Source organism: Mesorhizobium sp. P2_B11 (assembly GCF_056404855.1).
In genome coordinates, this window is the sequence record NZ_JBFUDF010000006.1 from 342,310 (window position 1) to 354,732 (window position 12,423).

Consider the following 12,423-nt stretch of genomic DNA (forward strand, 5'->3'; position numbering starts at 1 on the left):
GACAGGCAGCTTTCGGTCAATTGAAAAGCCCTGATGGCGCGATCGATTGCCTTGATACGACCGATGGACCGCCACTGGCCCAACCTCAGATACCGGCGAAGGATTGACACCCGGCTGGCCGCCGCGCCTGCTTGCCCTGGACCGACCGGGAGGAAAACCATGGCGCATCACATCGAAACCATTGCCGTCGCGGATCTGTTCGGGCCGCCCTCGCCCGGCCGCGAGCGCACCGACGCCCGGATCCTGGCTGCCGCCTCCGGCATCGGCTTCATGGCGATCCGGGATTTTCCGGGCGACGACTGGCTGACACGGGACAAGCGGGCGAATCTGCTCAACATCTTTGCCTTGCCCGACGCCGAGAAGGCAAAGCTGCTGCGCTGGAATTTCGACCGCACCAAAAAGAACGTCTATCGCGGCTGGTTCCCGTTGCAGCCGACTGCCGTCTCCTACAAGGAAGGCATCGACATGGGGCCGGACATTGCGCATGCGCAAACGGCCGGCGGCGGCGACGCGGACGATCCTCTGCGGGAGCCGACGCCATTGCCGTCCGAAGCCGTGCTGCCCGGTTGGCGCCCTTCCGCCGCAAGCTACTATCTGGCCATGGAAGCGCTCGGCAATGCGCTGATGCGCTCGATTGCGCGCGGGCTCGGCCTGCCGGAGACAATCTTCGACGCGGATTTCGACGGCGGCATCTCGACGCTGCGGCTGATCCGCTATCCCTTGCGCGATGCCAACATCAGCGTCGATTTGAGCGGGCCGGAATTTTCCGTCGTCCACAAGGGCGAGAAGCGCACCATCATCGGGCGTGAACATGCCGATTCCGGCTTCGTCACGCTGCTGGCGCAGGACGGCGTCGAGGGACTGCAGGCAAAGAACCTTGCCGGCGAATGGATCGACGTGCCGCCCGCGGACGGCACGCTGGCGGTCAATTTCGGCCAGTTGCTCGAACGCTGGACCGGCGGGCGCGTGCGGGCGACCCGGCACCGGGTGATTGCGCCGAAGACGGCGCGCTACTCGATCCCGTTCTTCTACGAGCCGCGCGTCGATGCCGAAATCGCGCCGCTGCCGCTGGCCGGTGCGGCGCCCTTCGAGCCGTTCCTCTATGGCGACTATCTCTGGGAACAGGCGACGAATTTCGTCGAGATGAGCGGCATCAAGCATTTGCGTGAACCGCGCCGCGCCAAGGCGTCGTAGGCACAAAAAACCGGCCGCCTCGCTGGAGGCGGCCGGCACCACTTTCAAGCGAAGCTACTTCGTTTCGCTGACGACTTCGTCCCAGGTCTTCACCTTGGTCTCGCCGTTGAGGAAGGGCAGCGCCGCGGCTGTCAGTTCCGGCGCGAAGAAAACGTCGTAGTGGGTGCGGTTGGGAATGATGGCCAGCCGGTTCTGCGAGAGGTTCTCGCGCATCCAGCCGGCGTCTTTCAGCCCGCCGCCGAGCATCTGGTAGAACTTGATCTCGTGCTCGGGCTTGTACATGTCGCTGTCGCCATAGGCGAGCATGACCGGCATCTTGAGCTTCGCGACATCGGCGGAATAGTCGTAGTCCTTGCGCATGAAGTCGCCGAGCGTATCGAGCAGTTTCGGAAAATCCTGCGGCCGCGGCGCCACGGCGACGTAGGATTTGTACATCGGCGTGTCCTTCATGAAATCGGCCGCCGCCGCGCTCACCTGCGCCTGCTGCGGACGCATCTCGTCATAGAAGCCATTGGGGGAAAAGCCGGTTGAAACCAGCACCAGCCGGCGCACCGCTTCGGGATGCTGGACGGCCATGCGGAAGGCGACGCCGCCGCCCAGCGAATAGCCGAGCACGTCGACCTTGTCGTAGCCGAGCGCCTTGGCGATGGCGGCCATGTCATCGCCCATCCCCTCCAGGCTGAAGGGCCGCTCACCCAGCGCGGTGCGGCCATGGCCCTGCAGGTCGACGGCAATGATGGTGCGGTTCTCCGCCAGCTTCGGCAACAGCGGCGCGAACATGTCGGACGTGCCGAGGCCACCGTGCAGCAGAAGCAGTGGTTCGCCCTTGCCGTAGACGGCGTAGTAGTAGTTCAGGCCGTCGATCGGCAGCAGGCCGGACTTTTCCGGCTTCGGCATGGCTGTTGCTTCGGTGGTCATGGCGGGCTTCGTCTCCTCTGCATTGGCTGGGCCGGGCGCTGCAAACAAGGCAGCGACCGAGGCAAGAATGGCAAAAAGGGTCGATCTGGACATGTCAGTCTCCTCCAGTGTCCGGTCAAAAAGGGGGGGGTGAAATCAAAGGCTCTTGGCGAGTTCTTCGAGCTGCTCGGTGCACTGGCCCCAGCCCTCGTGAAAACCCATCTTCTCGTGCTGCTCGCGGTCTGCAGCGTTCCAGTGCCTGACCCGTGCGATGTAGCGGGTCTTGCCGTTGCCATCGTCCTCGAAGGTCAGAACGACAGTCATGAACGGCTTTTCGGACGGCTCCCAGGCGCTGGTGTAGGCATCGGTGAAGACGATCTTCTCGCCGGGGACGACGTCGAGGAAGACGCCGGGATTGGGAAACTCGTTGCCGTCGGGACCGGCCATGACGACCAGGCTGGAGCCGCCGCTGCGCACATCCATTTCGGCGCGCGGCGCCGTCCACGGCTTGGGCGCAAACCACTGTGTCACCAGCTTCGGCTCGGTCCAGCAGCGGTAGACGTTCTGGCGCGGCGCATCGATGATGCGGGCAAGCACCAGTTCGCGGTCGTTGGCGGGGGCGATGTCGAGCTTGGTGGTCATGGGATCTCCTTGGTTTGATCTGGGTTGTGCCCCAAGGACGTACCGACGGAGCACCAGCCGACACGGCCTGGCGAAAAATTCACGAGAGCGGTGGACAGAGGGCTGGATCATTTTGGGGCTAATTCGGTGAGCCGCATCCCGAAGGAGTTACATGAGCCTCAGCCGGCACATGGTCCCGCTCGTGCTCGACGGGAGACTGGCGATTGCCTGTCCTTGGGCAAGGAGGCAAGCCGCCACCAAGACGCTGGCCGTCTTCCAACCCGAATCCGCATACACCAACTAGATCGCCGACACCGAAAAATTTATGAGCCTTCGGTAGCAATTTTCAAATCAAACGACGTTTGATCTGGAGACGAGAAAATGCCCGGACCATGCCCAAGGCTTTCGAGCTTTCCCGAGCAACGCAAGAAGAACAGGAAATAAGGATCGGCAATATCGAGTGTTGCACCGTCCCAAGATATAGGACTTGTTCCGGGTTGAACTTCTTCCGCAATAATATGCATTTGTTCAAGCGCGGAGGTGACACTGGAACCTACTGGCGGATCTCCAAGACAGGCCTTTCGAACTCGATCTAATATCGCATCATAAGGAAATGAAAGTTGAGCTGGGTCTTCCTTGATAGCGATCAAAATGGCCCTGTACACATCGCCACCCGACCCATCCATGAAATCATGGAGCTTCCTCTCGGTTCCCCGCGTTCGTGGCCCAGTATGAAGTGCTGTCAACATCTTGGAAAAATCGGAAAATGACGATGTTCGCAACAGGGTTTCGGTCACGTCGCTGGCCGATACCTCGATGCGCTTCTGCTCGGGAATTGTGTCTCTGATACCCAACTCATAGCAGAGATTAAGACAAATACTCTGCATCAGCTGCGGCGAACCGAAGGACTCGCTTGCAAGCCTGTTTTTGACTGATGTCGCCAAATCGACGTTTAGCTGTGCAAAACCCTTTTCGGCGATTTGTATCAGCTCATCATTTGTCCAATAGGCCAGATCGAGGGAAGCGACGCGGCCCCGTAGCTCGGGATTACTCCTTACAACATCGTCCGACCGGTGAGGGACTGACGCCGTAATGATCCTCACGCCGTTCTCTGCTGCTGCCTTGATCTGGCGGCCAATTTCTTCGCGGATTTCAGACCTTATGTAGTGGAAGTCGTCAACGAACACGACGAACTCGCTACCTGCAATTTCTCTGATGACCTGGGTTAGTCCATCCACTTTGGTTGTTGCACTTTTCTCCGACGACCATGTCTTGGAGGTTCCGGCCTGAACGGATGCGGTGCCCTCTGCGAAGAAAGGAACGCCGGCCTTTCCTCCTGCTTCTGTCCCGCCCGAAATTTCGCCTCCCGAAGCCTTCGTCTCGGTCGTTTCTATCGGCGTTCCCATCCAATTTAGGACGCGCTCCCAAAGATTGTCCGCACTCGAAATGCCTGCGCCTACTACCGAGATCAAAAGGTCTTCCGGTACGACTTTCTTTATGAGGACCGTCTTGCCTGATTTCGAAGGACCAGACAGCGAAACCACCATGTTCGGGGTCGCGCAATAATCGCGCAATTTCTGCTCAAGTTTGTGCTCACTTCGGTCGACATAAGTGACCGTCGGCGTGTCGTTGGGCGTAAATACTTGCTGAACCTTCATAGCTCCCCTACCGGCAGAAATTTCGACAAGCAGTGCTTTCTGCCAATACTTTCACCATTGCACGATGTTCGTAGTGATGGATAGTGTGCGAAAGCTCTTTGGCATCGGCAAACCGCCAAACCAATGCACGCCAACGGTGGGCTTTGTGCGGGCGCCCCCGGGCAGGCGCAACGCGCCGATAGGGCGCCAGCCGACACTGCCTGGCGAAAAATTCATTGGAGCGGTGGAGAGAGGGCCAGCAGCCTAGAGTATGATCGCGAAAAGGGGGAACCGGTTTTCGGAAAAGATCGGGCCAAACCAAGGGATAGAGTTCCATCCCGATTCCATCGGGATGAAGCAGGCCCTAGTGGCGCTTGGCCTGCACGAGATAGGCGTCGATCTCTGTTTCGCCGAGCCATTTGGCGGCTTCCAGCCGATGCAGGCCCTCGACCAGGATGTGGCGCTTGCCGTCGTGGCGAACCTGGATCGGCGTCTTCATGCCGTTTTCCAGAATGTCTTCGGCCAGATGGCGGACCGTTTCGGGATGCAGCGTCTTCTTGCGCGCCGTCGGCACGTAGATGTCGTCGACCTTGACCTTCTGCACTCTCAGCATGCGGGCTCCCGAGGCGGACAATACCGCTCTGCCTGAGATAGTCGCTTTGCCGGGTGTGGCCAAGAGCGGCTAAGCAATTGCTGGCCCGATCGTTTCCATTTGACGCTTGGCCGGGAGATAGCCGAAATGGCGGCCTGTCACGTTTCCGGTGTCCATGACCCATCTGCCGACCGAATTTCCCGATTTCGGACTGACGCCCGAACAGCGCCGCGAGGCGGTGCGCGGCCATTATTACGAATCGCCGGGCATGGATGGCGAGCGCGGCGAGATCTGGTGCTATTCGGACCGATTCTCCTATCGCGCCGGCGAGACAGTGACGCTGCATGTCAGCTCGACGGCGCCGCGCTTCAGCATTGTCGTCATTCGAGACGGCGGCGCCGAAACCAAGGTCTTCGAGCAAACGGGCCTGTCGGCGCGCTGGCAGGACACGCCCGACCAGTGCTCGGTCGAAGGCTGCGGCTGGGAGGCGTCGTTCGAGTTCCGCGTCGGCGACGACTGGCTCTCGGGCGCCTACCGGCTGACGCTGACGGCGGAGGGCCGCGACGGCAAGCCGATCCAGTGCCACCACCTCATCATCGTCGCGCCCCAGCCCGGCAGAAAACCCGGCCGGGTGCTGCAGGTGGCGGCGACCGGCACGTGGCTCTCCTACAACACCTGGGGCGGCTCCAACGCCTATCAGGGCATCACCGGTCCGGGCCGTGACCAGTATGCGCGCATGGTGTCGACGCAAAGGCCGTGGTGTCGTGGTTTCGTCGTATTGCCCAAGGATGCGCCGCGCGTGCCGCTGGAGGTCGCGGTGCCGCCCAAGACCGTGCCGCGCTACCCCCATATGGAATGGGCTTATGCCACCGGCCATTCGAAGAAATACACGTCATCCGGCTGGGCGAGCTATGACAGCCACTTCTTCCGTTTCGCCGAGCGCGCCGGCTACGGCGTCGATCTCGCCAGCCAGCACGATCTGCACTTTTCGCCCGAAATCCTCGATGGCTATGACTGCGTCGTCTTCGTCGGTCATGACGAATACTGGACCTGGGAAATGCGCGATGCGGTCGACGCCTATGTCGAACGCGGCGGCCACGCCGCGCGCTTTGCCGGCAATTTCATGTGGCAGACCAGGCTGGAAGACGAAGGCCGTCGGCAGGTTTGTTACAAATACCGGGCACGGGCCGAAGACCCCGCCTACAGCGGCGACGTCACCCGCGCCACCAATTCCTGGGAAGCGCCGGAGATCGGTCGCCCCGGTGCATTGACCTTCGGCCTCAACGCGACCAGGGGCGTCTACGCCGGCTGGGGCGGTTGCGCACCGCGCGGCGTGCGCGGCTTTCCAGTCTACCGTCCGGAGCATTGGGCCTTTGCCGGCACCGGCATCTATTACGGTGACCTGCTCGGCGCCGACAGCCATGTCTATGGCTATGAAGTCGACGGGCTCGATTTCGAGATTCGCGGCGGCCTGCCCTACCCGACATCGGACAGCGGCGCGCCAGATGGCCTGCAGGTGCTGGCGGTCGGCATGGCGAGCCAGGTCGAGGAAAGTGCCGACATCCCGATCGAGGACCAGTTCCTTACCGACGAGGATGGCCGCTTCACCGCCGAAACGCTGTTTGGCGAAGCGAGCGATGCCAATCTCGAAAAAGTCAAACGCGGCAACGGCATGATCGTCAATTTCCCGCGCGGCAAAGGCGAGGTCTTTCATGCCGGAAGCTGCGAATGGGTCGCCGGCCTGCTCAGGCAGGACCCGATGGTCGAGCGCGTGACCAAAAATGTAATCGACCGCTATCTCGGAAAGTCCTGACATGCAGAAACCTGCCGCACCCGAAGCCCGCCGCGCGTCGCATCTGTTCTACCTCTCCAGCCTGCGCCGGCCGCTGATCGACCGGGCCGAGGGCATCTATATGTGGACGCAGGATGGCCGCCGCTTCATCGACGGATCGAGCGGCCCGATGGTCGCGAACATCGGCCATTCAAACCGCAATGTGCTGGATGCCATGAAGCGGCAGATGGACCGCGCCACCTTCGCCTACCGGCTGCATTTCGAGAACGAGCCGGCCGAAGAGCTGGCGCGCGAACTGGCGGGCAAACTGCCGGAAGGCATGGACCGCATCTTCTTCGTCTCAGGCGGTTCCGAAGCGACGGAATCCTGCATCAAGCTGGCGCGGCAATGGGCGGTTGCGACCGGCCAGCCGAAGCGCTGGAAAGTGATCACGCGTTTTCCCTCCTATCATGGCGGCACGCTGGGTTCGCTGTCGGTCACCGGTGACGACGCGCTGGCCGAAACTTTTACGCCGATGATGCGGGTGATGCCGACCGTGCCGGCGCCAACCGCCTGGCGCGACCGCGACAATCTTTCCATGGAGCAGCGCGGCATCCGCTATGCCGACATGCTGGAGGAGAAGATCCAGGCCGAAGGGCCGGAAAGCGTCGTCGCCTTCATCATGGAGCCGATCGGCGGCGCGGCGACTTCCGCGCTGGTGGCGCCGGACAGCTACTATGCGCGCATCCGCGAGATCTGCGACCGCTACGGCATCCTGCTCATCCATGACGAAGTGATGAGCGGCGCCGGGCGCACCGGCAAATTCCTCGGCGGCGACCACTGGAACTGCAAGCCCGACCTCGTCGCCCTGTCGAAGGGACTGGGCTCGGGCTATGCGCCGCTCGGCGCGCTCGCCGCCCCGATGCGGCTGGTCGAGCCGCTGCTGGCGTCGGGCGGTTTCCAGCATGGCCATACCTATGCCGGCAATCCGCTCGCCTGCGCCGCCGGGCTTGCCGTGCTCGGCGAAATGGACCGGCTCGACCTGATCGCCAATGCCGCCGCCATGGGCGACGTGTTGATGGACGGGCTGAAAGGGCTGGCGAAGCGCTTTCCGTTCATCGCCGACGTGCGTGGCAAGGGCCTGCTCACCGGCGCCGAGATGGTTGCCGATCCCGAGACGCTGCGGCCGATTGAGCAAGGCAAGAAGGCGACCCAGCGCTTACTCGACCTTGCCTACGAACGCGGCCTGATCATCTATGGCCGCAGGGTCAAGGGCGGCGTCGACGGCGACAATTTCATGGTCGCGCCGCCGATGATCGTCACCGCCGAGCAGGTCGGCGAGATCATTTCCATCATCGGCGACTCGCTGGAAGTTCTGGCCGCCGAACTCGACCTGCCGGTCGAAGGCTGAGGGGGACAAAAAGATGGCGCCGAGAAAAGTCATCATCACCTGCGCCGTCACCGGTTCGGTGCACACGCCGTCCATGTCGCCCTATCTGCCGCTGACGCCGGACCAGATCGCGACAGACGCCATCGCGGCAGCCGAAGCCGGCGCGTCGATCCTGCATCTGCACGCCCGCGATCCCAAGGACGGACGGCCGACGGCCGATCCTGAGGTGTTCATGCAGTTCCTGCCGCGCATCAAGCACGCCACCGATGCGGTGATCAACATCACCACCGGCGGCTCGTCGCTGATGACGCTGGACCAGCGGTTGGCCGCACCGCTCAGGGCCGAGCCTGAAATGTGCTCGCTCAACATGGGCTCGATGAATTTTGCGCTGTTCCCGATGCTCGACAAGCCACGCGAATGGCAGCACGAGTGGGAGCCGAAGCTGCTCGAGGCCACGCGTGACACGATCTTCAAGAACACCTTTGCCGATATGGAAGGCGTGCTCGAAAAGCTCGGCAAGGGCTGCGGCACGCGCTTCGAGTTCGAATGCTACGATGTCGGCCATCTCTATTCGCTGGCGCATTTTCGCGATCGCGGGCTGGTGTCGGGGCCTCTCTTCATCCAGTTCGTGCTCGGCATTCTGGGCGGCATCGGCGCCGATCCCGACAATCTCATCCACATGAAGCGCATCGCCGACAAGCTGTTCGGCGACAGCTACCAGTTCTCGGTGCTCGCCGCCGGGCGCAACCAGATGCCGCTGATCTCGATTGCGGCGGCGATGGGCGGCAATGTCCGCGTCGGGCTGGAGGACAGTCTTTACGACGGCCGCCAGCTGGCGAAATCCAACGCCGACCAGGTGCGCCGCATCCGTGCTATCCTCGATGGCCTGTCGCTGGACGTCGCCACACCAGCGGAGGCGCGCGAGATGCTGGCGCTGAAGGGTGGAGATAGGGTCGCGTTCTAGGTGTGCCGGAGGAGCTGAAATGGAAAGGGTTCTCGTCTCCGCCTGCCTGCTCGGCAGCCACGTCCGCTACAACGGCTCCTACCGGCTCGACAACCATCCCGTGTTGACGCGGTGGCAGGCTGAAGGCCGGGTCGTGCAGATCTGCCCGGAGGTTGCCGCGGGCTTCTCCACGCCGCGCCCTCCAGCGGAAATTCACGGCACAGGCGACGCTGTGCTGAATGGCCAAGGCCAGGTGGTCGAGCAGACGGGAAACGATGTGACTGCACTTTATCTCGAAGCCGGGCAGATTGCCCTGGAACTCGCGCGGGAAACCGGATGCCGTTATGCGGTTCTCACCGAAGGCAGCCCGTCCTGCGGCTCAAGCTTCGTCTATGACGGCAGTTTTTCGGGCAAGCGTGTGGCCGGCCAAGGCACGACCACCGCGCTGCTGGAAGCGAATGGCATTCGCGTCTTTTCGGAAGATAATATCAGCGACCTTGACGATCTCCTGAACGGTTCAGCCGGAAACGCGGCCTGATCCATGGCAGAGAAGATCAGCATGACCGGCGATACCATCCTCCGCCCCGGCACCATCGACGACGTCGATACCATCCACGCCGCGCTTCTTCGCTTCGGCGCCCATACCGGCGGGCACCAGCAGATCACCTCCACCGCTGAGGACTTCCGCCGCTATGGCTTTGGCGACAAACCCGCCTTCTCCACCTTGATCGCCGAAGTCGGCGGCGAGTTTGCCGGGCTCTGCCTGCATTTCCCGATCTTCTCGACCTGGATGGGTCGGCCCGGCGTCTATATCCAGGATCTTTATGTCGAGGATCGCTTTCGCGGCCGCAAGATCGGCGAAAAGCTGCTGCGCCGGGTCGCGCGCGACTGCCGCAGGGATGGCGGCGTCTATCTCAGGCTGTCGGTCGATACCGACAATGACGGTGCCAAGGCCTTTTATGAAAAGCTCGGCATTGGCTGGGCGCATTACGAGCAGACGCAGAAGATTGTCGGCGAGGCCTTTTTCGCCTTTGCCGATGCAGTGCAGGATGGGGAAACGGAATGAAGGCCTTCTTTGCCGAAGAGCAGAAACGCCACGACCCGAAGGCCTTTCTGTCCAGCGGCGCACCGCAGCCCAATCCCGAGCAGCCAGAGCGCGCCGAGCGATTGTTAGCCGGCGCGAAATCTGCCGGATTGACGGTCGAACGGCCCCGGGATCACGGGCTCGGCCCGGTGGCGGCCGTGCACACGCCCGAATATCTCGCCTTCCTCGAACACATTTTTGCGCGCTGGCAGCGCATCGAAGGCGCCTCGGCGGAAGTGATCCCCAACATCCATCCGCTGGCGCGCGACGGCGCCTATCCGGCCTCGGCGGTCGGCCAGGCCGGCTATCACATGGCCGACACCGCCTGCCCGATCTCGGCCGAGACCTGGCAGAGCGCGCTGTGGAGTGCCTGGAGCGCGGTCGAGGCCGCAGAAGACGTCATGGCAGGCGCGCCCGCCGCCTATGCACTCTGTCGGCCGCCCGGCCATCATGCCTTTGCCGATGTCGCCGGCGGCTTCTGCTTCATCAACAATTCGGCCGTCGCGGCGCAAGTGTTGCGCAAGCAAGCGGCGCGGGTGGCGATCCTCGATGTCGACCTGCATCACGGCAACGGCACGCAAGGCATTTTTTACGCGCGGCCCGACGTGCTGACCGTCTCGCTGCATGCCGATCCGGTGCGCTTCTATCCGTTCTTCTGGGGTCATGCCGACGAACGCGGCGAAGGGCCGGGCCTCGGCTACAATTTCAACCTGCCGCTGGCGCGCAAATCCGCCGACGCGGCGTTTCTCGAAGCACTCGAAGTCGCGTTCCAGCGCATCCGCGCCTTCTCTCCGGATGCGGTGGTGGTGGCACTCGGTCTCGACGCGTTCGAGGGCGATCCGTTCGGCGGGCTTTCCGTGACCACGCCCGGCTTTTCGCGCATCGGCGAGGCGATTGCCAAACTCGGCCTGCCGACGGTGATCGTGCAGGAAGGCGGCTATCTCTGCGACGCGCTGGGCGACAATCTTACCGCCTTCCTCACGGGTTTCGGCGGCAAGCAGGGCTGAGCTAGCTTCGCTGCTGCCTCAGCATGGCGATGACCCGGTGCACGCTCTCCAGCGTTTCGTCGATCTCGGCCGCCGTGTTGTAATGCGCGATGCCGATACGCACGACGCCCTGCTCGGCCGGAATGCCGAGCTGATGAACGATCTCCCAGGCGTAGTTGTGGCCCGACCACAGGAAGATGTTTTCGGCATTCATCTGCCGCACAATCGTCTCCGGCACGATGCCATCGACGGTGAAGGACACTGTCGGCACCCGCTCGTTGACACGTGCGGGATCGGTAATCCCGCGGATCGTAAGGCCCTCAATGTCCGACAGGCCTTTGATCAACCTTAGCGCCAGCGGGTTCTCGTGGGCGATGGCTGCTTCGAATGCCCTGGCGATCTTGCGCCTGCGCGAACCGCCCTCGCCGGCGGCAGCGCCGAGATCGGCAAAGTAGTCCACTGCGGCCGTCAGCCCCGCCATCAGTTCGATCTGCGGCGTGCCGAGTTCAAAACGCTCCGGCAGGCCGTTGGAGGAGCAGCGGCATTTGTAGGGTTGTAGCGCATCGATGATTTCGCGCCGGCCCCAAAGGATGCCCATATGCGGGCCGAAGAATTTGTAGGCCGAGCAGATGAGGAAATCGCAGCCGAGGTCCTGCACGTCGACCAGGCCATGCGGCGCGAACTGCACGGCATCGACATAGACCAGCGCGCCGGCCTGTTTGGCGATTGCCGTCAGCGCCTTGACCCGGTTGATCGAGCCGGTGAGGTTCGAGGCATAGTTGAGCGCAACCAGCCGCGTCTTGTCGGACAACAAGGCAACCAGCGCCGCCTCCTCGACCTGCCAGCTCGTCTCGTCGAAGGGTAAAAAGCGCAGGACGAGGCCGAGGTCTTCGGCCAGTTGCAGCCAGGGCGAGACATTGCCCTCATGGTCCATGCGGGTGACGATGATCTCGTCACCAGGCTTGAAGCCACGGCCGAGCGTGCGCGACATGTGGTAGGTCAGCGTCGTCATGTTGGCGCCGATGATGATTTCCTCGACGCTTGCGGCCCCCAGGAAATCGGCCATCGCCGCATGGGCGTCATCGACCACTTTTTGCGCCGCTAACGTGGTTTCGAAATAGCCGCCGAGATTGGCATTGGTGGTCAAGAGACAGCGCGCCACCGCGTCGGCAACCGCTTGCGGCACCTGCGTGCCGGCCGGATTGTCGAGATAGATGCGCCGCCGGCCCTTGTCGGTCAGGTCCAGCGCCGGAAATTTTCCCCTGACGGTCTCGATCGGAAAATCCATGGCTGTCCCCTTCCCCTTGT

At 62.6% G+C, this 12,423-nt stretch carries 12 protein-coding genes; 7 read left to right on the forward strand and 5 right to left on the reverse strand.

Annotation, left to right across the window (positions count from 1 at the left end; all coding sequences use genetic code 11):
• Nucleotides 1–159: 159 nt before the first annotated feature.
• The gene (locus tag AC1DYJ_RS21070) at nt 160–1,194 is read left to right on the forward strand and encodes an isopenicillin N synthase family dioxygenase (RefSeq protein WP_477284545.1); all 1,035 of its coding nucleotides are present in this window, start codon (nt 160–162) and stop codon (nt 1,192–1,194) included.
• A gap of 54 nt (nt 1,195–1,248) precedes the next feature.
• Here AC1DYJ_RS21070 and AC1DYJ_RS21075 read toward each other — a convergent pair whose 3' ends face one another.
• The 4 genes from AC1DYJ_RS21075 to AC1DYJ_RS21090 all read right to left on the reverse strand — a co-directional run bounded on the left by AC1DYJ_RS21075 (nt 1,249) and on the right by AC1DYJ_RS21090 (nt 4,962).
• Nucleotides 1,249–2,205, reverse strand: coding sequence for an alpha/beta fold hydrolase (locus tag AC1DYJ_RS21075; RefSeq protein WP_477284547.1), 957 nt, complete (start codon nt 2,203–2,205; stop codon nt 1,249–1,251).
• A 42-nt stretch (nt 2,206–2,247) separates the two neighbouring features.
• Entirely contained in the window at nt 2,248–2,733 is a 486-nt protein-coding gene (locus tag AC1DYJ_RS21080; protein ID WP_477284549.1) for an SRPBCC family protein, read from the reverse strand.
• 302 nt (nt 2,734–3,035) lie between these two features.
• On the reverse strand, nt 3,036–4,370 hold the full coding sequence (locus AC1DYJ_RS21085; protein ID WP_477284550.1) for a hypothetical protein: 1,335 nt from the start codon (nt 4,368–4,370) through the stop codon (nt 3,036–3,038).
• Nucleotides 4,371–4,713: 343 nt separating this feature from the next.
• Complete coding sequence (locus AC1DYJ_RS21090; RefSeq protein WP_008875526.1) at nt 4,714–4,962, reverse strand: ParB N-terminal domain-containing protein; 249 nt, start codon at nt 4,960–4,962, stop codon at nt 4,714–4,716.
• A 154-nt stretch (nt 4,963–5,116) separates the two neighbouring features.
• On the opposite strand from AC1DYJ_RS21090, the gene AC1DYJ_RS21095 reads away from it, so the two are divergent.
• Genes AC1DYJ_RS21095 through AC1DYJ_RS21120 form a run of 6 tightly spaced genes read left to right on the forward strand, consistent with a single transcriptional unit; the run spans nt 5,117 to nt 11,136 of the window.
• Complete coding sequence (locus tag AC1DYJ_RS21095) at nt 5,117–6,754, forward strand: N,N-dimethylformamidase beta subunit family domain-containing protein (RefSeq protein WP_477284552.1); 1,638 nt, start codon at nt 5,117–5,119, stop codon at nt 6,752–6,754.
• A 1-nt stretch (nt 6,755) separates the two neighbouring features.
• A complete protein-coding gene (locus AC1DYJ_RS21100) occupies nt 6,756–8,123 on the forward strand; it encodes an aminotransferase family protein (RefSeq protein ID WP_477284554.1) in 1,368 nt (455 codons plus the stop codon).
• Nucleotides 8,124–8,136: 13 nt separating this feature from the next.
• Complete coding sequence (gene kce, locus AC1DYJ_RS21105) at nt 8,137–9,066, forward strand: 3,5-dioxohexanoate:acetyl-CoA acetone transferase (protein ID WP_477284556.1); 930 nt, start codon at nt 8,137–8,139, stop codon at nt 9,064–9,066.
• A 19-nt stretch (nt 9,067–9,085) separates the two neighbouring features.
• Nucleotides 9,086–9,583, forward strand: coding sequence for a 2-thiouracil desulfurase family protein (locus tag AC1DYJ_RS21110; RefSeq protein ID WP_477284559.1), 498 nt, complete (start codon nt 9,086–9,088; stop codon nt 9,581–9,583).
• A 21-nt stretch (nt 9,584–9,604) separates the two neighbouring features.
• Complete coding sequence (locus AC1DYJ_RS21115) at nt 9,605–10,111, forward strand: N-acetyltransferase family protein (RefSeq protein ID WP_477284561.1); 507 nt, start codon at nt 9,605–9,607, stop codon at nt 10,109–10,111.
• A complete protein-coding gene (locus AC1DYJ_RS21120; protein WP_477284563.1) occupies nt 10,108–11,136 on the forward strand; it encodes a histone deacetylase family protein in 1,029 nt (342 codons plus the stop codon). Before AC1DYJ_RS21115 ends, AC1DYJ_RS21120 begins: the two co-directional genes overlap by 4 nt.
• Nucleotide 11,137: 1 nt before the next feature.
• Here AC1DYJ_RS21120 and AC1DYJ_RS21125 read toward each other — a convergent pair whose 3' ends face one another.
• Entirely contained in the window at nt 11,138–12,403 is a 1,266-nt protein-coding gene (locus AC1DYJ_RS21125; RefSeq protein WP_477284565.1) for a cysteine desulfurase-like protein, read from the reverse strand.
• Nucleotides 12,404–12,423: the final 20 nt, after the last annotated feature.